The following is a 24,100-nucleotide window of genomic DNA, read 5'->3' as shown; positions in this document are numbered from 1 at the left end:
TTTATAAACCTTAAATACTCAATACCATGACACCCGAAAATAATAACAACGAACAAGACAGAAGATTGGAACAGATGGATTACAGTCCGGATGAAGATATATTCAATAAACAAAAGCATATTCCGCTGGATGGGGACGGAAATCCTATCCTCAGTGAAGAAGATGATGATAAGATTGATAAAGGATTAGATATTCCCGGAGTAGAAGACGATGATGAAATGGAAGAAATAGGATCTGAAGATGAAGAAAATAATTATTGGAGTCTCAGTGATAATGCAGATGATCATGAAGAGGGAAATGATGATGTCTTAACTTAAAATATTGAATAGCAACAGAACAGCCTTACTGAAATTTCAGTGAGGTTTTTTATTTTAAATCCAATGAGTACATCCATACAATTATTCGTGCATTCGCAACATAAAAAAATCTTGGAGTATAAGATGTTCCGGAAACAGTGTTATTTTGCGTATAGCCCTCTGCTTTAAAAGAAACAAATTCGCTTTTTCCCCCTATTAGTTGCTTATTTTTCCTAATTTGAATATCTTTAAAACTTCAAAACGTTGAATTTTAAACAGCAATATGACATTTCAAGAACAGATACAGCAGGGGATTCCAAATCAGCTGCCACAGCCGAAACCCTACGAAACCAATATCAACCATGCTCCAAAGCGTAAAGAAATTCTGGGCGAAGAGGAAAAAAAGCTGGCATTAAAGAATGCACTGCGTTATTTTGATCCTAAATTTCATGCAGAATTAATTCCGGAATTTAAAAAAGAACTGGAAGATTACGGAAGGATTTATATGTACCGTTTCCGTCCGGATTATGAAATGAAGGGAAGATCCATCGCTGATTATCCCGGAAAATCGGAACAGGCTAAAGCCATCATGCTGATGATCCAGAACAATCTGGATTATGCCGTGGCGCAGCACCCTCACGAACTTATTACGTATGGTGGAAACGGGGCGGTTTTTTCCAACTGGGCGCAGTATCTGTTAACGATGAAATATTTATCGGAAATGTCAGATGAGCAGACACTGGTGATGTATTCAGGTCATCCGATGGGACTGTTTCCATCACATAAAGATGCACCAAGAGTGGTGGTAACCAACGGAATGATGATCCCGAATTATTCAAAGCCGGACGATTGGGAGAAATTCAATGCGTTAGGGGTTACCCAATACGGGCAGATGACTGCCGGAAGCTATATGTATATCGGGCCACAAGGGATTGTTCACGGAACAACCATTACCGTTCTTAATGCATTCAGAAAAATAAATAAAGAACCAAAAGGAGGTCTTTTTGTGACTTCAGGGTTAGGAGGAATGAGCGGTGCTCAGCCGAAAGCAGGAAATATTGCAGGCTGTGTTACAGTATGTGCCGAAGTAAATCCAAAGATTACAAAAATCCGTCACGAGCAAAAATGGGTCAACGAAATTCATGAAGACCTTGATGAACTGGTAAAAAGAGTAAAAGAGGCTCAACAGAATAAAGAAACCGTTTCTTTAGCCTACCTTGGAAATATTGTTGAAGTTTGGGAAAAATTTGACCAGGAAGATCTGAGAATTGATATAGGATCAGATCAAACCTCACTTCACAACCCTTGGGCAGGAGGATATTATCCGGCAGGGCAGAGCTTTGAGGAGTCCAACACCATGATGGCGGAAAATCCTGAATTATTCAGAGAAAAAGTTCAGGAGACATTAAGAAGACACGCTGCTGCTATTAATAAACACACTCAAAAAGGAACGTATTTCTTTGATTACGGAAATGCCTTTTTATTGGAAGCTTCCAGAGCCGGAGCTGATGTAATGGCAGAGCATCCGACATTGGGAAGAGAATTCAGATATCCAAGCTATGTTCAGGATATCATGGGACCGATGTGCTTTGATTACGGATTCGGGCCTTTCCGTTGGGTATGTGCAAGCGGAAATCCTGAAGATCTTCAGAAGACCGATAATATTGCCTGCGCTGTTTTAGAGGAAATGATTAAAAATTCTCCTGAAGAAATCCAGCAGCAGATGAAAGATAACATTCAGTGGATCAAAGGAGCTCAGGAAAATAAGCTGGTGGTAGGTTCGCAGGCCAGAATCCTATATGCTGATGCAGAAGGAAGAATGAAGATTGCGGAAGCATTCAACAATGCTATCAATAAAGGAGAAATCGGACCTGTAGTACTGGGAAGAGACCACCATGATGTTTCCGGGACAGATTCGCCGTACAGAGAAACGTCCAATATTTATGACGGTTCCAGATTTACCGCAGATATGGCCATCCATAACGTGATCGGAGACAGTTTCCGCGGGGCTACCTGGGTGTCTATCCACAACGGTGGAGGAGTAGGTTGGGGAGAAGTTATCAACGGAGGTTTCGGAATGCTGCTTGACGGAAGCGCAGATGCTGACAGAAGGCTGAAATCTATGTTGTTCTGGGATGTCAATAACGGAATTTCAAGAAGAAGCTGGGCCAGAAATGAAGGCGCTGTTTTTGCCATCAAAAGAGCGATGGAAGCAGAACCGAACTTAAAAGTAACACTTCCGAATTTTGTAGACGAAAACTTACTGTAAATCATCATATAACCTTGGCAGAAATTAATAAAAACCTGTTTACCCATCTGAACGTGGATGACAATGATCCCGTTTGGGACAAATTCGCCGGGGTTAAATTTCCAAAGAAAAATATATTTTCCGATAATAAAGCCTATCTTCTTGAAGATGGGCTTGTTCGGAAATATTACCTTAACAGTACATCAGATATCGATATTGAAGTTTGTGCAGATTTTTACTTCCCCGGAGATATTTTTACCGTTGGAGAAAAAGGATCTGACGCTGTTTATGAATCGATAAACAATGGCCTGGCCTGGGAAATTTCGCTGGATGAAGTAAAGGAAATGTTTGCCGTCAATCCCGAATGCCGCTTTGTACAGAACTATTATCTGAGCAGAAAACTAAGTGCCGCCCTGAAAAGAGAAATGCTGCTGCTGAAAAACACTCCTCAGGACCTCTATGAATACCTTCTGAAGAATAAGCCTCACTACATCCAGAATATTCCATTAAAATACTTAGCTTCTTACATTGGAATTACCCCTATTTCTTTAAGCCGGATCAGAAAAAGAATTAATGATTAGATCGACTGGAGATTACTGTAAACCTTAGAGTTTCTGAAATTATTTTAGAAAAATATAGAAAAGAAAAGTTAGAATTGTTATAACCTCAATAACTTCCTTCTTCCATCCTCCAGCTTCCATCAACCCTCATTAATTATCTTTTGTTTATTGACTGGCCTTCCATAAGTCTTTTCCTTTGTGAAAAAAGAATATGGAAATACAAAAATTAAACTGGGCCGGAATAAAACTGATATCCCGACAAAAAACAATCTTACTAGATGCTGCCGAAGATTTTTCTTACTACAAACCTGTTTTGGGAGATGCCGTTGAAGATCTGATCATATTTTCAGATGAGATACAGGCTGATTATATCCTGTTTACCCATCTTCATCTTGACCATTTTGACAAAAGCGTGATCAGAAAATGCCTGAAAAAAGATGGAAAGCTGATTGTCTATTCAGGGCTGGAAGTTATTGTCAGAAAAATTGTAGGGGATATAGAAATGATCGTTCTGGATCTGGATGAAACCTTTACTGAAAATAATATTGCTTTCAAACCGGTATTTGCTATGGATGGAGTGGGAGAAATCCAGACTTCCTGGATTGTAGATGACGGAACCACAAAGATTTTTCATGGTGGTGACACCATCTGGCATAATCAGTTCTGGAAGCTGGGAAAAGAAAATCCAGACATTGATTATGCATTTCTTCCCGTGAACGGTGTTGTGGTAAATTTTGAGATCATCGGCCTGGAGTACAGCCCGATTCCTGCTTCCCTTAATCTGAAAGAAGCTTTTGCTGCTGCTCATCTTTTACATGCTAAAAAACTGGTTCCTATTCATTATGGTTTGTTTACGCACGAGAAATTTTATGTTCCGCAGGAGTTTGATGAAAATGATTTGAGGAGCGTTTCGGAAGAAGTGGGGCAGGAGTATGTGGTTTTGGGGGATGGGGAGATGCTGGTAGAATATTAAAAATAAAAACCTGCTATGTGAAGCAGGTTTTTTATAAATACAAGCTTAAAATATTACTAAATAATTTAAATTTTACTGTCAACTACAAATTTATGAAGACTTTTAAACGACTTACATTTATTTTTTACAATATCAATATCTATTGATTTAGCTATTAGTAAATTATGTTTTGTGTTTAAATAGATTTTAGTATCATTTGATGCCTTTTCTATTTCTTTACCCAATACTTCTTTGGGAGATTTTACTGTTTCAGGATGATGATATGTTTTAGGCTTTTTTTTCAAATTTAAAGCATTTTTTAGTCCATTTTCATCGGCTAAAAACCATGCTTCCATTTCTTCAGTGGGTATATTTATTAAAGTTTTTGAAATTGCAAATGGGTGTATGCTTTTATGAATAATCTCATAGAGATCTTCATATTTATTTTTATCTAAATCATGGATGAGGATTAATACAGAACATCCTCTTTGCTTTAGTTGGTTTGCCCAATCATCTGCTTTTCGTTTAATTTTCCCACAACCTCTTCCCACAAAATGTTTGAAACCAATATTATTTTTTCCCGTAATTCTTTTTATTAACTCTTTTACTGCTTCAACATCACTTTCGTCTTCAGCAATTATTCCGATTTTTTTTGGTAATTTACTCATGATCTAAACCTCCTTCTTTCCAATATTCACCTAAATTTCCTGTTTCTTGCAAATATGATTTTAAAGCTTTATAATCATTTTTTGATAAAGCTTTATCTAGTGGCTTTGCAACAGTGCCTTTTTGTGAATTTTTTGTTACAATTAATAAGTTTTCGGGACTTAGTCTATCTAAAACAAAATCAGAATGTGTGCTTATGATAATTTGTTTTTTCTTAGATTGAACTGAAATTAATGAAATAATACTATTTAGTAAACCGTGGTGAACACAAACTTCAGGTTCTTCAATTAATAATAATTCATTTTCATCAGTAATAATATAGAATATGAGAGCAAGTGTTTTAAAAGTACCTTCAGACAATTGATTTGGAGAAAGTTCTACACCGTCAATTGTTACATAAGGGATAATTAATTGTCGATTGCGTTCAATCTTCCTTATCTTTCCACCAGATTTTACTTCATATGAACTTGATGGCATATCATATTCAGAAAAAGAAATATTATTTATAATTCCAATTCCTTCTTGATTAACAGTTGAAATGAATTTATTAAATTCGTTTTTATTGTTTTTATATTTTATATATAAATCATTTAAAAATTTTTCATGGTGAAAATTAAATCTATTACTACGGTAAGATTTGTTTTCGTCAAGTTCAAATGAAATTGGACATTTCGAAGGATCGGAAAATTGACTTGCACTATAATAACTTATATTATTAAAGAAATCTCTAATTGAATATAATGCATTAATTTGAGACTCTACAAGATCGGGCAATTTAAAATATTCTCTTAGTATAAAATCATTTTCTTTAAATTTTATTTCGTGAATATATTTAAATAATTCAAGTGGAATTTCAATCCACTTTTTACTACCTGTAATGTCAAAAAAATTGAACTTTAGGATTGAATCTAGAACCTCATCATTATTTCTATCGTCTGTTTCATATCTTAAAGTACCTTTAACTTTAATTGTATATTCATCCAACTTAAAGTCAAGTGAAATTTCTGTCAAGGATCCAGAAAGATTTTTCTGTTTTGTTCCAGGTATTCTATAACTTTCCTTTAGTTTTTTTAGTAAAAGTAACCCATTTAATATATTTGTCTTTCCCGCACCATTTATTCCAATTAGGCACATCAAGCTTTGATTTAAGTCAATATTAGATTTTAGACATGACCTATAATTATTAATTTCAAATTTGGTTAATTTAATCATATACATATTGGTTATTAATTATATAAGGTATGGATTAGCAAATTTTTTAATACTCTCATAATTGTCATCAAAAATAAAAAAAACATTTAATAAACAATTACGGTTTCCCATATTCCAAAATTTCCAACTCCAATATATTTTGTTTACAAACCATAAAATCCTTGTCTTTCAAAAACAACAGTAAACAACAGATTTTTGAAGTCGTTCGTTTATTTAAAACAGTTTTCGAAAATATATTGGACTTTGCGTGAAATTTTTTGATGAATTAGGAAATTTTTCTCATGTTTTTTTAATATTATTGATTATTATTTACTAGGATAACGTAAAAAAAGCAAATTACATTCACAAAAGCCTTGTAGCTTAACTTAGGAAGTATCTCCAATACTTAATTCCAAAGATATTTTATTATGATTTATTACCACTACGTTTATTCGAATATATATTTGTACTTTGTCTAGAAAATTTTAATACTCTTTAAATAAAATATAACCATTCCAACCTTTTTTATTTTCAGTGCATCTTTATAATAAAAGACATCCTCATGAAAATTACCATACCCACGCCCTGTCATGAAAACTGGAATAACATGACTCCTGATGAAAAAGGAAAATTCTGTTCAGTCTGCTCCAAAACGGTCAGAGATTTCAGAAAAGCTTCAGATGAAGAAATTATGGAGGTTTTTTCTGATTCTTCAGAAAATATATGTGGAAATTTTAATGAAACCCAATTGGGGAGAGATTTGCGGTATTCCTTTGTCAATGCTCTTTTTATGAAATTTGCAGTGGGTTTCATGCTGACAGCAGGAGGATTTGTTTCTTTAGAAGCACAGCAAAAAGATCTGCCTGCACAATTAGCTGGTTTAAGAGGGAAGGCTTTTGCGCCTGTGGTAAAAGATAGTTTATTTTCGCAAAGAATGATTGGAGGAGCTTCAATGAGTCTGCAGAATCATCAAGAGCCCTTATGCCTCCTCAATGGGAAAGTAAGCAGTCTGGAGGAGCTCAGGAAGATAGATCCTGATATGATAAAGACAATGAAGGTTCTTGATAAAAATAAAGCAAGTGCAATGTTTTCAAATGAAAAAGCTAAAAACGGAGTTATTCTGGTAACCACTAAGAAGAGAAAATTCAGAAAATAAAACCTTCCATGCGGGAATTTTGTTCGTACTTTACTGAAGAAATATTTTATACTCTTAAATAAAAAAATAATCCCATTCCAACCTTTTTGCTCTTAAAAGCATCTTTATAATAAAAAGAAACCCTCATGAAAATCACCATACCTACTCCTTGCCACGAAAACTGGAATAATATGTCTCCTGATGAAAAGGGAAGGTTCTGTTCTGTTTGTTCCAAGACAGTCAGAGATTTCAGAACTTCTACAGATGAAGAAATTATGGATGTTTTTTCAGATTCTTCAGAAAATATATGCGGAAATTTTAATCCGTCACAGCTCAACAGGGATTTACATTACTCCACTATCAATGCTCTTTTTGCAAAATTTGCGGTGGGTTTTGCTTTAACAGCAGGAGGCCTTATAGCCGTAAATGCGCAGCAAAGTGTAAAAAATGATACGGTAGAAACAGCGGAGTTAAAAGATGTGGTATTATTGGGATTTCAAAAGAACAGCAAAGCCCATCAACGGATGCTGGTTGGAGGAGGAACAGTCGTTAATCGGAGAGATATTGAACCTCTATATGTATTAAATGGAAAGATATCTGATTATGAATCAACCAGAAGTCTTGATCAAAACTCAATTAAAGAAATGAAAATTTTAAAAGGTAGTGAGGCGACTGCTTTATATGGAGATAAAGCTAAAAATGGAGTCGTATTGATCACAACTAAGAAGAGACAGTTCAGAAAATAAAAATCTCCGGTACTGATTACCGGAGATTTTGTTTAAGATATAGATAACTGTCAGAAATTAAAAGCCCGAAATAAACTTCCATCCTCCCTTCTTCAGTTTCCCTTCTTTTTTTATTTCTTCACGGCTTTAATAGCCGCTTCATAATTAGGTTCCTGGGAAATATCAGCAACCTGTTCCTGATAAACAACTTTTCCTGAAGGATCAATAACAACAACCGCTCTGCTTAAAAGCCCCTTCATGGCGGAATCTGTGATTTCCACGCCATATGTTTTCCCAAAATCAGAACGGAAATCAGAAAGCATTACTACATTTTTGATTCCTTCCGCACCGCAAAACCTTTTCTGGGCGAAAGGCAGATCTTTGGAAATACAAAGAACAACAGTATTTGGAAGATTAGCCGCATCTTCATTGAAATGATGTACAGAAGCAGAACAAACACCCGTATCTACACTTGGGAAAATATTAAGAATTACATATTTTCCTTTATAAGAATCTAAGGTCTGATCTTTCATATCAACATCCGTAAGCGTAAACTTTGGGGCAGTTTTATTCACTGCTGGTAATTGAGAATAGGTATGTACCGGCTTACCTCTCATTAAAATGGTATTGGCTGTTTTGGTATTTTGAGCAAAGATAAATGCTGAGAAGAACAATAACGTACTGAAAACTAATTTTGAATACATGAGATTTATTTTTACAGCAAAATTATTCTTTTTTTCAGTAAGCAGGATTAATTTTCGTTCAAACAGCTTTGAAATAGAGGAAATCTATTAAATCATTATTCCTGAAACCGAATTTTCCCTCTACCTTTATTCTTCAGAAAACAATCAAAATATTAAATAATAAACGATATGGATTCAGCAAACAAGCCGTCATTTCAAAATATTTTTAAAAACGAAAGTGAAATTCCTGAAGAGTTTAAAGTTCCTGAGATTCACCAGAAAGTGTATCTTCTCAACGGAGAATTGGTAGAGTGGAAAGGCGAAGTACAGAATATTTATTCACCCGTTTGTATTCCTACAGAAAATGGCCTGGAAAGGAAATTACTCGGAAGTATTCCCAATATTGGCCCGGCAGAAGCCATGGAAGTTCTCGAAGCCTGTGTTAAAGCCTATGACAACGGTCTCGGTGAATGGCCAACAATGTCTGTAGAGGGGCGGATACAGTGTATGCAGAAATTTGTTTACCTGATGATCCAGCAGCGTGATCTCATCATAAAACTGCTGATGTGGGAGATTGGGAAAACCTTGGCAGATTCCACAAAAGAATTCGACAGAACGGTGGATTATATTAATCAGACGATTGATGCCCTGAAAGATCTGGACCGGGAATCTTCACGCTTCCAGGAGGCAGAAGGTACCATTGCACAGATCAGAAGAGCTCCTTTGGGGGTTGTTTTGAGTATGGGACCTTTCAATTATCCTTTAAATGAGATCTTCACAACATTGATTCCTGCGTTGATCATGGGAAATACAATCCTGTTTAAGCTTCCTAAACATGGAGTGCTGGCTCATTATCCGCTCCTGAATGCATTTAAGGAAGCTTTCCCGAAAGGAACGGTAAATACCCTTTACGGAAAAGGTTCAGAGATCATTACTCCAATCATGGAAAGCGGAAAAGTAAATGTTCTGGCTTTTATCGGCTCCAGTAAAGTAGCCAATGGGCTGAAAAAACTGCATCCTAAGGTAAACCGGCTTCGCGCTATTCTGAGTTTAGATGCAAAAAATGCTGCTATTGTAACTAAAAATGCTGATTTGGACGTAGCCGTGAATGAATGTATTTTAGGGGCGTTGTCTTTTAACGGACAAAGGTGTACCGCATTGAAACTTATTTTTGTTCAAAAAGAAGTGGCTGCAGAGTTCACCCGAAAATTAAGTGATGCTGTTTCCGCCCTTAAGCCCGGTCTTCCCTGGGAAAATGGGGTTAAAGTTACACCCCTTCCGGAAGTTAATAAACCGCCGTACCTTCAGGAATGTATTGATGATGCTTTATCGAAAGGTGCCGCAGTTTTGAATCAGAATGGTGGATATACCGAAGCATCTTTTGTCTATCCGGCAGTGGTTTATCCTGTTGACAGCCGTATGAAACTTTATCATGAAGAGCAGTTCGGTCCTGTAATTCCCGTAGTTCCTTTTGATGATATTGAAGAACCTGTAGAATATCAGATCAATGCTTCTCATGGGATGCAGGTGAGTATTTTCAGTGAAGATCCGGAAGAAGTGGGAAGGCTGATTGATCCTTTTGTCAATCTGGTGAGCCGGGTAAATATCAATTGTCAGGCACAGCGTGGACCGGATGTTTTTCCTTTTACCGGAAGAAAAGACAGTGCAGAAGGAACGCTTTCTGTTTTTGATGCGCTCCGCTCATTTTCAATAAGGTCCCTGGTAGCCGCAAAGCTTACCGATTCCAATAAAAAATTACTCAATACAATCGTTAGAGATCATGACTCTCATTTTCTAAGTACAGACTATATTTTCTAAGATTTGATTTTGACTTCAATTTAACATAAAATAATAATCCTCAAAAAATATAATCATTTATTGAGGATTTTGTATATTAATGCTTGAGTTTTGTAGTTATTTTTAATAAAAGAAGGCAGCTTTTGAATGAATTGCTGTTTTAGGGCTAGAATTTTTACCATGTTTTCAATGGAAAGTGAATTTTTAGAAAAGATTGAGAAACATAAAGGTGTTATCTTCAAGATTTCTAAGATGTATATGGATAATCAGGATGATCAGAATGATCTTTATCAGGAGATCATTTATCAGGCCTGGAAATCATATGGTGATTTCCAAAGAAAGAGCGACTTTTCTACCTGGCTCTACAGAACTGCACTAAATACTGCTATCGTATTTCTCCGAAGCGAAAAAAAACGTAGTTTTATACAAAATCAGCAGGTGGAAAACCTTGCTGTCCATCAAGAGCCTTACAATGATACGGATGATCAAAATATGAAGCTGATGTATGAAGCAATCCACCAGCTCAGCCCGATTGATAAAGCGCTCATTTTTTATTTTTTGCAGGACTTTCCGGGTAAAGAGATTGCCCGGCAGTTAGGAATAACCGAAGTCAATGCAAGAGTGAAGATGAACAGGGCTAAAACCAAGCTGAAAGAGATTATTGAGAAGAAAAAAACACAGATTTAAACACATACAATGGAGTTAGAGAATTTTAAAGAACTTTGGAATAAAGATACCAAAGATGACCTGCCCGAGGTCTCTTTGGAAAAGCAGAATGAGATACATTCGCCGCTGCAGATGCTTAAAATTAATATGGAAACAGAGTTTTGGCTGATGGTCGTCACCCTGCCCATGCTTATGACCGGATTCCCGTTTGCTTCCGGAGATGCCAATATCAAGATCATATCGGCATTTGTGGTTGTGCTTACCCTTGCTCTTATCGTTTATTTTTACTCCAGATTCCTTAAGCTTTATAAGATGCTCTGCCAAAAAAGTATCAATACAAATTATGACTTGTTTAACCTTAAAACGCAACTTTTAATATCGAAAGAAATCTACATTTCCTATTATATTTCCTATATTCCTCTTGCTTTTCTGTTATCACTGATTACCATCAATTTTCATTTTGAAATGAAATACAACCTCGCTATTTTTGGAATCAGCTTCATGATCACTTTATTGCTGGTGTGGTTCATTATCAAATATTGGATGTATTATATGTACGGAAGATACATCAATGATGTTGTCCAGTTGATAGATGAACTTAATGGAGTAGAAATAAAACAAAATCCAAGACGAAATAAAACTTCATGGTTTGAACGCTCTCAAAAATTTTTCATCACAAAATTCGGAATCAGGGGAAATATTCTGAATACCGTTTTGTGGTTTGTATCAGTCTATATTTTTATTCTTGCATTTTTAACAGCGGTGCTTCTTATTTTTATCATTATAGGAGCGCTTCTCAATTTTATTGATTTAAATGAGCTTCAAAAGGCTTTAAACAGGATGAATTGAAAAAAAAACAGCATATATTACCATTCGCGGCAGGGATTTTTCTGCCGCGAATTATTTTTTTTTCTAAAAAAGTGTAACATTTTTGTTTTTTTTCTACTAACTGTGAAGATTAGAAATAGTTTTTGTTGATATGGAGATAATTCCTCACCATTTCACACTATCTATTTAAATTTTAAGACATAAATATTGGTTCAGAAAATTAATTTACTTATTAAAAAATTATTTCGTACAAATGTCCTTTTCAAAGGATGCTGCAGAGCAAAAACTTAAAAAAACACATAATGAGATCCGGCAGAATATTTTCTGTCGGGTTTTTATTTTTAATGTTTTTTTATAGGATATTTTAGTATTTGTTTTATTAAATCATTTAAATATTAAAAATTATGTAACATTTATGTATTTCTCCTACTAACTGTGAAATACTAATTAATAAATGTAATATCAATGAAAAAAATGACTACTCTTGCCAAAGTCCTGGCTTTTGCTCTTACTGCAGGTCTTACCCCTTTTACCTTACTACACGCACAAAACAGACAAGGTTCTGAAACTTCAATTAAGGATTTTCCGAAAATTTCGATCACTTCAGTAATGGGGAATTTTAATGCAAGTTTCAGCGGGAGAGATATTGCTCCGGATTTTCTGGCCAACCATTTAGGAGAGTGGCTAGGGACCGGAACCGATCATTCGTACAGGTTTCTTAAAAAGAATAAGGATGAGTTGGGAATCACTCACTCTGTATATGAACATTATTATAAAGGAGTAAAAGTAATGGATGATATGGTCCTGCTCCATGAAAAAGATGGAAAATTAATTTATGTAAACGGAGAAATTATTTCTGACATCAATTTATCTCCTAGACAGCAGCCTACTTTACAGAAGATAAGATCTCTCATTATCTCTGATCTGAATGCTAGGGGTAAGATTACTATATCCAATATAGAAGAAGTCATCACGAAAGTTGATAATGGGCGCTCTGCTGCTGTTTATCATACATCAAAAGTAGAAACTTTGTCTATGAAGCCTTTACAGGCCTTTACGTATTATATAGATAACAATTCAGGAACGGTTGTTAAGAAAATTTCCAGAATCCATGATGTAGATACTCCATCTCAGAGCTCAACCTATTATAAGGGTACTCAATCTATTACTGCTGATTCTTATAATGGTCAGTACCGGTTGAAAGACAATGCCCGGAACATCCATACCCGAAACGGAACTACTCTTGATATAGACACTATAAATGGAGGAATTATTAGTGTAGAAGAATATATCAGTCCTACGGCAGATTATACGGCAAGTGATACAAAACCTCCGGTAGAAGTTCATTGGGGTATGAAAAATGCCTATGATTATTATATCAACCGCCACAACAGGAATAGCTATGACGGAAATGGAGCTAGAATTGATAATTATTATAATTTCGATTTTGGAGGGCTCACCGGAGGTGCAAATGCAGCTGCCCTTGATACTCCTTTGTATGGAGGAATTGTATGTATGCTTTACGGAAACGGAAAGATGTTTAACGGGCTGATCACTTATATGAACCCCGTGGTAGGAATAGATGTGGCTGGACATGAATATTCTCACCTGATTATCGGAAGAAACGGTTTAGGTGGATTAAATTATCAATCAGAATCCGGAGCAATCAACGAATCTATCGCTGATATGCTGGGAACAGCAATTGAATTTTATTCAGGAAGTAATCCGAACTGGACCATAGGCGAAGGAATTACCGTAGCTTCTATATTTAATCCTTCTCCAAGTCCTTATATGAGAAGTATGTCTGATCCTAATAATGTAAATCCAACTCCGCAGCCGGATACCTATAACGGAACTCATTGGGCAAGTACCGCTAATCCTGATCCAAATAATGATAATGGAGGTGTACATATCAACAGCGGAGTAGGGAACTACTGGTTTTATCTTCTCTCGCAGGGAGGTTCAGGAACCAACGATATCGGCAATGCCTATAACGTGACGGGAATTACCATTGAAAAAGCAGAGAAGATTATCTATAGAGCGTTACATCAGTATATGACTCCAAATACAACCTATCTGGATGCTTATAATGCAACCAAACAAGCTGTAACGGATCTTTACGGTGCTTCCAGCAACGAACAGCAGCAGAATGTAAAGGCTTGGTATGGTGTAGGAATAGGAAATGGAGTACTGTCAACAAAAGAAATAACGAGAGCAGAAGATCATTTCCGCATTTATCCGAACCCTGTTAAAAACGGAGTATTTACCATAGAAAATAATAGAAATAATGCCTCTGTTGAAATCTATGATATTTCAGGAAGATTGATTAAAGCCACTCAGAAATTGGATAAAGGAGAAAATAAAGTTAGTATTGATGGAGTTAAGAAAGGAGTTTATGTGGTAAAAATCAATGCTGATGGAAGCGCTGTTGTTACTAAGAAAATAATAGTAGAATAATTTTTTATTAAAGATTAGTTTAATCCGGCAGAAAATTCCTGCCGGATTTTTTATTGAAAACAGATCTGATAATTGAAATACGTTGAAAACAGTTTCGGCGGGCTGAAAGCCCGCCGAAACTGTTTATTTATCTGATGATTTCTTTTTCTTTTGCAATCTCACTTTTTATCCATTCCAGCTGCGGATCTTTTTTATTGATAATGTCCTGCATACTTTCAGGAATAACCACATCCGGAACAACTCCTCTTTTGGTATTCAGAAAATCAATATTTGGCTGTACCAGAAGCAGGCCGATGGGAAGATTAATTTTTGAATTGGGAAGTTTCTGATAAGAATAAAATCCGGCAACCGTTCCGTCATTGGCCCCTCCGGTTTCTTCACCAACAAGAATAGCTCTTTTATCGTATTTAAGTTTAGCGGTAATGATGGATGATGCCGAAAAACTTCCTCCGTTGATCAGCACAAAAACTTTTCCTTGGAAAGCGTCTTTATTAGGTCGGGTAGGTTTATCAGCCTTCATTTTATAATATATCTTTCCGTCTTTCTTGTAGGTGCTGAAGGTCTGGGAAAATACATAAGTAGGATAAGCCAGGCTTTTAAAGGCATATTGAAGCGCATTGCTCTTTCTGAAATAATTGGTTTTTAGCGGGCTGAGTCTTGAGGTCAGCTGGGAAGGCTTGATCAGAACAAATGGTTCTGCTGCGAGATAAGAATACAGGTTATTAATCTCATGCAGTGAGCCTCCGTAATTGTTGCGAACGTCAATGATGAGGTATTTAGCCTTAGCATTTTTTATTTTGATAAATGTTTCCTTATAAAACTGGTCTGAATGATCACGGGAAAAACTCTTTACTTTTAGGTAAGCTGTCGTACTGTCTTGATCGAGGAATTTAAAATTTCGATTATAAGAATTACTGAAAGCTACATAGTCATTGACTTTCTTTTCAGAAGTGCGTTTTTCCTGTTCTTTATCTTTTTCCAGATCATTTTTAGTTTTAGATTCTCTATGAAGCGTATAAATATGCTTCTGACCGTTATAAACTGTTTCTATTACTGCGCTATCGGTAAATCCGTTTTCTGCCGTATAAAAATTGAAAAATACGTCTTTTAAAAAATAAGACTGGAAAGTAGTATTGTATCCATCGCTGCTGATTAGGTCTCTGTATTTTTTCAGATACTCTGAAACCGGAATCTGATTAATGGATAAAATTTCGCTACCCGGCTGTATGCCTTCTATAGAATCTTTGTTTTCAACAATAAATAAACGGTCTCCTTTTATATAATATTCAAAACGGCTGAACATTCCTTTTTTATGTTCCAGCTTTTTTATCTCTTTTTTAGTGAATTTTTTTCTGGGAATTCTCAAAGCGAGGTGTCCTTCCCGCACATCTGCAATAACGGGCTGCAATTTAAAATAAAATTGAAGCGGAGTCAAAGGTTGGTCGAAGGTCTGTTTAAGACTGTCAAATTTATGATCGAGTTCCTGTTTAGAGATATACCAATATAATTGCGGATGCATTTTTTGCAGTTTTAAATAAGCATAATCTACATCCTCTTTAAGTTTCTCCGGAGGAATGCAGGCTGCTCTTTGTTCATTATGTCTTCGGATAGAAGCACATGATGACATGATTAAAGCGGCAAATAAGATCGAATAATTTTTCAATGTGTTTGGAATTTTTTCAATCTGCTAAGTTAGAAAGTTTCTCATTATTGTTGTTTAAATTAATACTAAATTATTCAGAATACCTTATAAATTAAGTTAAAAAAGGTTGTTATCTGTATTTTTCATATAAAAATAAAAGTCAATACCTTTGGCATTTATTTTATAGAACAAGATGATTTATTGGGTGGTTATTACAGGGTTTATTGTAACGGTATTTTATTTTATAGTGATGAATAGGCCTGCATTTGGTGCTGCTCCGAAAGGTAAAAGGCTTGAACGAATACGCCAGTCAAAGTTGTATAAAAAAGGTAAATTTCACAACAGAAATTATACGCCAGCCGTTGCAGAGGGGTATGGAACTCTGCAGGTAACCTATGATTTTTTCTTTGGAAGAAAACATCCGCTGCTAAAACCTTTAAAAGCGATTTCTTCAGTATATACAGATCTTAAAAGCATTCCGAAAGACCAGGATGTGTTCATCTGGCTCGGACATTCATCTTATTACTTACAAACAGATGGCGTTTCTTTTTTGGTCGATCCTGTATTAAGCTTATATGGTTCACCATTCAAATATTTTAACAAAGCATTTAAAGGCTCGGATATTTTTAAACCTGAAGATATGCCTGATCTGGATTACCTGGTGATTACCCATGATCACTTCGACCATCTTGATTATCCTACCGTAAAATCTATTAAAGACCGTACAGGTATGGCTATTGTTCCTTTGGGAACAGGAGCACATCTGGAACGCTGGGGATACGGTGAAAATAAACTGATAGAAGAAGAGTGGGGTGCTGAAATAATCCTTAAAAATAATATAAAAATTACGTTTACGCCAGCCAGACATTTTTCCGGAAGAAAGATAAAGCAGAACAATACGCTTTGGACTTCTTACGTTCTGGAAACTCCGTCAAAAAAGATTTTCTTAGGCGGAGACAGCGGTTATGATACTCATTTTAAAGAAATTGGAGATCAATTCGGGCCTTTTGATTTTGCTGTTCTTGAAAACGGGCAGTATGACAAAGCTTGGAAATATATTCACGCGCTTCCGGAAGATGTGATCCAGGCGGCTATTGATTTACAGGCAAAAAATACAATTCCTGTTCATTCTTCAAAATTTGCACTGGCTCTTCATCCTTGGAACGAACCTTTGCAGATGGTAACCCGTTTAGGAAAAGAAAAAGGACTATCCATTCTTACTCCAATGATCGGAGAAGTTGTAGATTTAAACCGGGATAATAATCAGTTCAGTGTCTGGTGGGAAGATTGAATCAGGCATGCCAGATATCTTTATATCTTCTGGGGTGGTTTTCAAATTGCTGGCGGACAAAATCGCATTCAGGATCTACTAGCAGGTCTTTTTCCTCAGCATAACGAACCAGTTCGTCCAGTAGCATTTTGGCATATCCCTGTCCCTCACGTTCTTCATCAAGTTTAGTGTAATATACAATCAGCAGCCTTCCGTCAACTTCAATTGACATGTATCCTACTTTATTCCCGTCAATCAATAGCTGCAGTTCATCCTGGTATGGAGATATTTCAAACTTTATATTTTCCATAATGTATGAGATTTTATTGAGTTAATAAATGACTTCGAATACTTTTTCCGCATTCTTTTCCATTAAAATTACAAATTAAAACAATATGAAATAAAAGTTTTAAGAATCTTAACGAAATTTAAGGAATATAATAATTCAGGGATTAGTCCATTTTCAGACTATTTTGTCATCTTAGTTGCCATAATCTTGTCAATCCTGTTTCCGTCCTTGTCCACAATTTCCAGAATAAGATTGCCAATCTGTACTTTTTCCCCGGTTTTCGGAAGAGTGTCTCTGCCATAGATGAAAAGTCCTGAAACGCTGATGAAGTGTTTCTCTATTTCCTCATCCAGATCAACTTTGAAATACTTTTTAAAATCGTACAGCGGGCATTTGCCATCAATAAGCCATGAGTTTTCATTCCGTTTGATAATATCCCTGTCGTCATCAGATTCATCAGGAGTATTTCCGACAAGATCATTCAATATATCATTCAGGGTAATAATACCTTTTGTTGTTCCATACTCATCAATAACAACAGCAATATGGGAGCGGCTGATCTGGAAGCTTTCCATCATAGGATAGATGAAAGATTTCTCACTTACAAAAACCGTTTTTCTCACATGTTCCCGGAGATTAAAATGAAGTGGGTCAAGATCGAACAGATCCCGCATTTTGACGATTCCTATAATATGATCCAGGTTGTTTTTGTCAGTCACAGGATAAGCAGAGAACGAACTGTTTCTGATTTTTGATTTTACCGTTTCATAGTTGTCATCAGCATCCACAGAAATTATTTTTGAACGGTGTGTAGCAGCAGAACTAACTTTGCGGTCGCCAAGTTCAAAAGCATTCTTTAAAACATCATGTTCTTTTTCTTCAATAATGCCACCTTCTTTTCCTTCCCTGATGATCGATTTAATTTCCTCTTCAGTAATCAGTTCCTTTTCATCATTTTTAATTCCGAAAAGTCTCAGAACCCCATTATTGGTAACAGTGAGCAGCCAGATAAAAGGGGAAGCAATCACAGAAAGCCAATACATGGGCTTTGCTATAATAATGGCTGTTTTTTCCGGAAATTTCATTCCTATTCGCTTTGGAATCAGTTCACCGAAAACAATAGAGAGAAACGTAATAAGCGCCACAATGATAAAAGACGCAATTCCTTTGGAATATTCTGTGAAAGTTTCAAACTGAGCAATATAGGCAGCAAGATCCGAAGTAAGCCTGTCCCCGGAAAAAATACCAAGGAGAATTCCAATCAGGGTAATACCAATCTGTACGGTGGATAAAAATTGATTAGGGTTTTCAGAAAGTTTGATTGCGGTTTTGGCGTTAGTATTTCCTTTTTTCTTTTCCTTCCTAAGTCTGAAACCTTTGGAGGAAACGAGTGCCATCTCAGACATGGAGAAAATTCCATTCAGCAGAATAAGCAGTATGATAATGATAATTTCCATAAAGGAATCCTAATGATTGTATATAAATATAGAAAATATCTGAAAGATTATCAATGATTTATGTGGTTTTTAACAAACATTATGAGTTCAATTTGAAGACTTGGCATTTTAATTGGAAAATATAAAACAGTTTAATTTAAAAATGAGGTGAAATGAAAAAAATAATAATAGCAATACTGCTTACGGGTACATTCGGTTTGAGCTTTGCACAATCTGATTATTATAATGATTACCGCAGGAGCATTACCGATGTAAACTGGCAGACGGTAGCAGCGGACCTTCTGCTCTCTGTTGTACAGACCAATCAATTGAATGCACTGAACAACAGGTATGACAACTATGATTCCTGGAACCGGGTTTATGTAAGCCATCCGGATCGGTGGAGAGAAGACCGGTATTACGAAATAGAAAGAATCTTAGGCCGTGAAAAGTACTTAAAGTTTAAGAAAAAATATTACAAAGGACAAAATCCTGTAGCAGTATACAACCGAAATAAAAATAACGACAAGAAATACAAAAAAAATAAGTCCAAAGTATATAAAATGGATAAAAAACATGATCATCACGATCATCATTAAATCAACGATCAACTATACATTCAATTTTGATGGCCGGCTTTTAGTCGGTCATTTTTTATAATTCTTTATACTTTTATTTGTTTGAATTTTATAATTTTGATGTATGGAGTCTAAAGAAACATTAAAAGGATTTTATGAACGGAACGAGCTTTCCCGGGAACTGTCATGTATTATAACTCCCGGAATTGGTCATTTTAATGTGTTTTCCCGTGACAGCTGTTCGTTGGTAACCCCTTACAGCAGGAGGGATTATTATAAAATTTCACTGATTATAGGAAAAGGAAAACTTCATTATGCCGACAAATGGATTCATATAGATCAGCCGGCTATTTTATTTTCAAACCCAATGGTGCCATATTCATGGGAAGCAGAGGATGAAAATCAGACCGGGTGGTTTTGTCTTTTTACCGAAGAATTTCTTCAGAACGGAAGCCGCATCGGGAATCTTCAGGATTCTCCGCTGTTCAGGATTGGCGGTACTCCGGTTTTCTTTGTCAATAAAGACCAGCAAAAGACCATTTCAGAGCTTTATAGCAAAATGACGGCCGAGATCCAGTCGGATTATACGCATAAATATGATATGCTGCGCGCTTATCTTCATCTTTTGATTCATGAAACCATGAAAATGCATCCTGCAGAAAGTTTTCAACCGTATCAAAATGCTTCACAAAGAGTGGCTTCATTGTTTATGGAATTGCTGGAAAGACAGTTTCCGATTGATAGTCCGGACGCTTATCTGAAGTTGAAAACTCCAAATGATTTTGCACAGAACCTTTCCATTCATGTCAATTCCCTGAACCGTTCCGTAAAAGAGATAACCGGAAGAACCACAAGTCAGCAGATTACTTCAAGAATCATTCAGGAGGCCAGTGCGTTACTGAAGCATACGGATTGGAATATTTCAGAAATCGCTTATGGGCTGGGATTTGAAGAGCCTGCTTATTTTACGAATTATTTTAAAAGACAGACTGGAATAACCCCAAATGCAGTAAGAAACTAGTTTGTTTGAATTTTATAAGTCTTCGTTTGAATTCTATATCGCTGCCATTGAGTTCTTGTTTTAATTTTGTCTTGTAAATATAAAATCACAGCAATCATGAAATTTAGAAAATTAGGAAACACAGGAGAGCAGCTTTCTGCCATAGGATTAGGATGTATGGGTATGAGCTTTGCTTACGGACCTGCCAATGAGCAGGAAAGCATCAATACACTTCATAAAGCCCTTGATCTGGGCGTAAATTTCTGGGATACCGCAGATATGTACGCCAACGGAGAAAATGAAAAACTGATCTCAAAAGTTTTAGTTCCGAACCGTGATAAGATTTTTATCGCCACTAAATTCGGATTCAGATTCAAAGACGGAAAAGCGAGCCACAGCGGAGCTCCGGGAACTTATTTCGATGGTTCTCCGGAATGGATCAGACAGGCTGTAGATCTGAGTTTGCAGAGACTGAAAATAGATACAATTGATCTGTATTATGCCCATAGGATTGATCCTAATGTTCCGGTGGAAGAAACAGTAGGAGCGATGGCAGAACTGGTAAAAGAAGGTAAAGTAAAATACCTTGGATTGTCAGAAGCTTCCGCCGAATCCATCAGAAAAGCAAATAAAATTCATCCAATCACGGCTCTTCAGTCTGAATACTCAATTCTTACCAGAGACGTAGAAAAAGAAATACTTCCTACGATCAGGGAACTGGGAATTACGCTTGTTCCTTATTCTCCGCTGGCAAGAGGACTTTTTGCGAATATCAACGAAGTTCAGAATTTTGGAGATGAAGATTTCAGGAAATCACTGCCGCGTTATCAGGCAGAATATCTGGAAAACAACAGGAATCTAGCCAGAGAATTTAACGAATTTGCCCAGTCTAAAGGCGTGAAAGGAACCCAGCTGGCACTGGCATGGGTACTGAATCAAGGGGATGATATCATTCCGATTCCGGGAACCAAACAGATCAAATATCTTGAAGAAAATATCGAAGCGATAGCTATTGACTTAAGCCCGTCAGACCTTGAAACCATAGATTCACTCCTCAAAAAATATCCGAATGTAGGAGAGAGGTATAGCGAAGGTTCTATGAAGCTGGTTAATAATTAAACTCATTAATTGACTAACAAAGATCCGGATTCCTGAATGTCAAACAGGAATCCGGATTTTTTAATGAATTCAAAAAAAAATCAAAATCTCAAAACACACAAAAGCACCAAAAGAAACCTCCTATGTTAACATGATTTCAATATTCAATAGAATCGGGCTTCGGCCCGATTAAAATTTAAACCAACACCAAGAAATAATCAACAAAAAAAGCCCCTTGAAAAAGGAGCTTTTTGTATTTCAAAAGAATCTGAAGTTTAGATTCCGTCAATAATTTCATTTAAAACAGTGCTTGGTCTCATGGCTGCATACGTTTTGTAGGTATCAGTTTTGTAGTAACCATCAATGTTCTGAGGCTTGCCCTGAGCGCCGATTAATTCAGCATTGATTACAGCTTCATTTTCCTGCATAGCTGCTGCTACCGGAGCAAATTGAGCCGCTAATTCAGCATCAGCAGTCTGGTTAGCTAAAGCTTCAGCCCAGTACATTGCTAAATAGAAGTGAGAACCTCTGTTGTCGATCTGTCCTACTTTTCTTGCAGGAGATTTATCTGTAGCCAGGAATTTAGCATTAGCTTCATCCAATGCATCAGCTAAAACCTGAGATTTTGTATTCCCCTGAGTTTGTGCTAAATGCTCTAAAGAAGCCTGGAGTGCTAAGAATTCACCTAATGAATCCCATCTTAAATAGCCTTCTTCAAGGAACTGTTCAACATGTTTAGGAGCAGAACCTCCGGCTCCTGTTTCGAAAAGACCACCACCGTTCATCAATGGAACGATAGAAAGCATTTTTGCAGAAGTTCCTAATTCAAGGATCGGGAAAAGGTCTGTTAAATAATCTCTCAATACGTTTCCTGAAACAGAGATGGTGTCTTTACCTTCTCTTGCTCTTTTAAGGGTTTCAGTCATCGCGTCTTTTACATCAAGAATTCGGATATCAAGACCTGTAGTATCATGGTCGGCAAGATATTTTTCTACTTTTTTGATGATTTCTCTGTCGTGAGCTCTTCCTTTATCCAGCCAGAAAATAGCAGGAGTATCAGATAATCTTGATCTGTTTACAGCTAGTTTTACCCAGTCCTGGATAGGCGCATCTTTAGTCTGGCACATTCTGAAGATGTCATCTTTTTCTACTTTTTGAGAAAGAAGAACGTTTCCGTTTTCGTCCTGAACTTCTACAGTTCCGTCAGCAGATAACTGGAATGTTTTATCGTGAGAACCGTACTCTTCTGCTTTCTGAGCCATTAAACCTACGTTTGGAACAGAGCCCATTGTTGTAGGATCCAGTTTTCCGTGAGCTTTCATATCATCGATTACCGACTGATAGAAACCTGCGTAAGAACGGTCAGGGATGATGCATACTGTATCTTCTTCGTTACCGTCTTTGTTCCACATTTTACCTCCGCCTCTTACAAGAGCAGCCATAGATGCGTCTACAATAATATCAGAAGGTACGTGGAAGTTAGTGATTCCTTTGTCAGAATTTACCATAGCTACTCTTGGCCCTTCAGCAAGTGCTTTTTCAATATCAGCTTTGATGTCAGCCTCCTGAGCATTCCCTTTGATTTTTTCAAAAAGATCTGCAAGACCGTTGTTTGGATTGATATCTAAAGACTTGAAAGTCTCAGCGTATTTAGTAAATACCTCTTTGAAGAACGTTTCTACGATTGCCCCGAAAATAATAGGGTCAGAAATTTTCATCATCGTAGCTTTAAGGTGAGCAGAAAGGAGTACATCTTTTTTCTTTGCCTCTTCAATAGCTTCCAGAACAAATACTTTTAAAGCATTAAGGTTCATTACAGAAGAATCAATCACTTCACCAGCCTGGAGACCGGCAAAATCTTTCAATACATTTTCAGAACCGTCGTTTCCTTTGAATACGATTCTGTATTTTGTAGTGTTTTCTAACGTTGTTGAAGTTTCAGTTCCGTAGAAATCACCGTTATTCATGTGGGCAACATCAGTTTTGCTGTCAGAAGCCCAGTCACCCATTCTGTGAGGGTTGGCTTTTGCATAGTTTTTAACAGCTTTTGGAGCACGTCTGTCAGAGTTTCCTTCTCTCAATACAGGGTTTACAGCACTTCCTAATACTTTGGCATATTTAGCTTTGATTGCTTTTTCCTCATCATTTTTAGGCTCTGCAGGATAATTCGGAACAGCAAAACCTTTAGACTGAAGTTCGGCGATGGCTGCATCTAATTGAGGTACAGAAGCAGAAATATTGGGTAATTTGATGATATTGGCTTCAGGCTTTGTTGCTAATTCTCCTAATTCTGCCAAAGCATCACTAATCTTCTGATCGTCTTTTAAGAATTCAGGGAAGTTGGCTAAAATTCTTCCTGATAGAGAAATATCCGGAACTGCAATCTCAATAGCTGCTGATTTTGTAAACGCTTTCACAATCGGTAAAAAAGAATGTGTAGCCAGCATTGGAGCCTCATCCGTTAAAGTGTAATAGATTTTTGATTTGTCTGACATTATACTGTTATTTATTATTTGATTTTTTAAGACACACAAATTTACTAAATATGATTGTTTTATGAAGTATTTTACACAAAAAAAGAGG

At 36.4% G+C, this 24,100-nt stretch carries 21 protein-coding genes; 14 read left to right on the top strand and 7 right to left on the bottom strand.

Translation table 11 applies throughout. The annotated features are described in order from the left end of the window. Positions 1–26 precede the first annotated feature (26 nt). The 4 genes from FW768_RS05390 to FW768_RS05375 all read left to right on the top strand — a co-directional run bounded on the left by FW768_RS05390 (position 27) and on the right by FW768_RS05375 (position 4,077). Positions 27–317, top strand: a complete 291-nt coding sequence (locus FW768_RS05390; protein ID WP_153393426.1) for a hypothetical protein — start codon at positions 27–29, stop codon at positions 315–317. Between the two features lie 262 nt (positions 318–579). Continuing rightward, positions 580–2,565: a urocanate hydratase gene (locus FW768_RS05385; protein WP_153393424.1), complete on the top strand. Its 1,986-nt coding sequence runs from the start codon at positions 580–582 to the stop codon at positions 2,563–2,565. Between the two features lie 14 nt (positions 2,566–2,579). Continuing rightward, positions 2,580–3,125, top strand: a complete 546-nt coding sequence (locus FW768_RS05380; RefSeq protein ID WP_153393421.1) for a Crp/Fnr family transcriptional regulator — start codon at positions 2,580–2,582, stop codon at positions 3,123–3,125. A 190-nt stretch (positions 3,126–3,315) separates the two neighbouring features. Beyond that, a complete protein-coding gene (locus tag FW768_RS05375; protein WP_153393418.1) occupies positions 3,316–4,077 on the top strand; it encodes an MBL fold metallo-hydrolase in 762 nt (253 codons plus the stop codon). Positions 4,078–4,142: 65 nt separating this feature from the next. On the opposite strand, the gene FW768_RS05370 is transcribed toward FW768_RS05375, so the two are convergent. Beyond that, positions 4,143–4,724, bottom strand: a complete 582-nt coding sequence (locus FW768_RS05370) for a DUF4276 family protein (protein WP_153393415.1) — start codon at positions 4,722–4,724, stop codon at positions 4,143–4,145. Beyond that, a complete protein-coding gene (locus tag FW768_RS05365) occupies positions 4,717–5,934 on the bottom strand; it encodes an AAA family ATPase (RefSeq protein ID WP_185151940.1) in 1,218 nt (405 codons plus the stop codon). Before FW768_RS05365 ends, FW768_RS05370 begins: the two co-directional genes overlap by 8 nt. A gap of 541 nt (positions 5,935–6,475) precedes the next feature. On the opposite strand from FW768_RS05365, the gene FW768_RS05360 reads away from it, so the two are divergent. Both FW768_RS05360 and FW768_RS05355 read left to right on the top strand, forming a co-directional pair. Beyond that, entirely contained in the window at positions 6,476–7,069 is a 594-nt protein-coding gene (locus FW768_RS05360) for a hypothetical protein (protein ID WP_153393409.1), read from the top strand. A 125-nt stretch (positions 7,070–7,194) separates the two neighbouring features. Next, positions 7,195–7,794, top strand: a complete 600-nt coding sequence (locus FW768_RS05355) for a hypothetical protein (protein WP_153393406.1) — start codon at positions 7,195–7,197, stop codon at positions 7,792–7,794. A 110-nt stretch (positions 7,795–7,904) separates the two neighbouring features. Here the strand turns inward: FW768_RS05355 and tpx are convergent, their stop codons facing one another. Beyond that, on the bottom strand, positions 7,905–8,477 hold the full coding sequence (gene tpx / locus FW768_RS05350) for a thiol peroxidase (RefSeq protein ID WP_153393404.1): 573 nt from the start codon (positions 8,475–8,477) through the stop codon (positions 7,905–7,907). Between the two features lie 168 nt (positions 8,478–8,645). Between tpx and FW768_RS05345 the strand changes: the two genes are divergently transcribed. From FW768_RS05345 to FW768_RS05330, 4 genes are all read left to right on the top strand, one after another. Beyond that, the gene (locus FW768_RS05345) at positions 8,646–10,274 is read left to right on the top strand and encodes an NADP-dependent glyceraldehyde-3-phosphate dehydrogenase (RefSeq protein WP_153393401.1); all 1,629 of its coding nucleotides are present in this window, start codon (positions 8,646–8,648) and stop codon (positions 10,272–10,274) included. A 159-nt stretch (positions 10,275–10,433) separates the two neighbouring features. Next, positions 10,434–10,940: an RNA polymerase sigma factor gene (locus FW768_RS05340; RefSeq protein ID WP_153393399.1), complete on the top strand. Its 507-nt coding sequence runs from the start codon at positions 10,434–10,436 to the stop codon at positions 10,938–10,940. A gap of 9 nt (positions 10,941–10,949) precedes the next feature. Beyond that, positions 10,950–11,768: a hypothetical protein gene (locus tag FW768_RS05335; RefSeq protein WP_153393396.1), complete on the top strand. Its 819-nt coding sequence runs from the start codon at positions 10,950–10,952 to the stop codon at positions 11,766–11,768. A 444-nt stretch (positions 11,769–12,212) separates the two neighbouring features. Continuing rightward, entirely contained in the window at positions 12,213–14,204 is a 1,992-nt protein-coding gene (locus FW768_RS05330; protein ID WP_153393394.1) for a M4 family metallopeptidase, read from the top strand. Positions 14,205–14,331: 127 nt separating this feature from the next. Here FW768_RS05330 and FW768_RS05325 read toward each other — a convergent pair whose 3' ends face one another. After that, positions 14,332–15,867, bottom strand: coding sequence for a S41 family peptidase (locus FW768_RS05325; protein ID WP_153393391.1), 1,536 nt, complete (start codon positions 15,865–15,867; stop codon positions 14,332–14,334). A 229-nt stretch (positions 15,868–16,096) separates the two neighbouring features. Between FW768_RS05325 and FW768_RS05320 the strand changes: the two genes are divergently transcribed. Next, on the top strand, positions 16,097–17,137 hold the full coding sequence (locus tag FW768_RS05320; RefSeq protein ID WP_309997421.1) for an MBL fold metallo-hydrolase: 1,041 nt from the start codon (positions 16,097–16,099) through the stop codon (positions 17,135–17,137). A 1-nt stretch (position 17,138) separates the two neighbouring features. Here FW768_RS05320 and FW768_RS05315 read toward each other — a convergent pair whose 3' ends face one another. After that, the gene (locus tag FW768_RS05315) at positions 17,139–17,426 is read right to left on the bottom strand and encodes a GNAT family N-acetyltransferase (RefSeq protein WP_153393386.1); all 288 of its coding nucleotides are present in this window, start codon (positions 17,424–17,426) and stop codon (positions 17,139–17,141) included. A 158-nt stretch (positions 17,427–17,584) separates the two neighbouring features. Then, a complete protein-coding gene (locus FW768_RS05310; RefSeq protein ID WP_153393383.1) occupies positions 17,585–18,862 on the bottom strand; it encodes a hemolysin family protein in 1,278 nt (425 codons plus the stop codon). A 152-nt stretch (positions 18,863–19,014) separates the two neighbouring features. Here FW768_RS05310 and FW768_RS05305 point away from each other — a divergent pair, with 152 nt between their 5' ends. The 3 genes from FW768_RS05305 to FW768_RS05295 all read left to right on the top strand — a co-directional run bounded on the left by FW768_RS05305 (position 19,015) and on the right by FW768_RS05295 (position 21,538). Then, positions 19,015–19,440, top strand: a complete 426-nt coding sequence (locus FW768_RS05305) for a hypothetical protein (protein WP_153393380.1) — start codon at positions 19,015–19,017, stop codon at positions 19,438–19,440. Positions 19,441–19,543: 103 nt separating this feature from the next. Then, on the top strand, positions 19,544–20,440 hold the full coding sequence (locus tag FW768_RS05300) for a helix-turn-helix domain-containing protein (RefSeq protein WP_153393377.1): 897 nt from the start codon (positions 19,544–19,546) through the stop codon (positions 20,438–20,440). Between the two features lie 96 nt (positions 20,441–20,536). After that, a complete protein-coding gene (locus FW768_RS05295) occupies positions 20,537–21,538 on the top strand; it encodes an aldo/keto reductase (protein ID WP_153393374.1) in 1,002 nt (333 codons plus the stop codon). A 254-nt stretch (positions 21,539–21,792) separates the two neighbouring features. Here FW768_RS05295 and FW768_RS05290 read toward each other — a convergent pair whose 3' ends face one another. Next, positions 21,793–24,012 (bottom strand): NADP-dependent isocitrate dehydrogenase, encoded by a 2,220-nt coding sequence (locus FW768_RS05290; protein WP_153393371.1) that lies wholly within the window; start codon positions 24,010–24,012, stop codon positions 21,793–21,795. Positions 24,013–24,100 lie beyond the last annotated feature (88 nt).

It is taken from the genome of Chryseobacterium vaccae (assembly GCF_009602705.1).
Taxonomy (GTDB): Bacteria; Bacteroidota; Bacteroidia; order Flavobacteriales; family Weeksellaceae; genus Chryseobacterium; species Chryseobacterium vaccae.
Note: the sequence above shows the minus strand (reverse complement) of the source record. Positions and strands in the feature narration are given on the sequence as shown.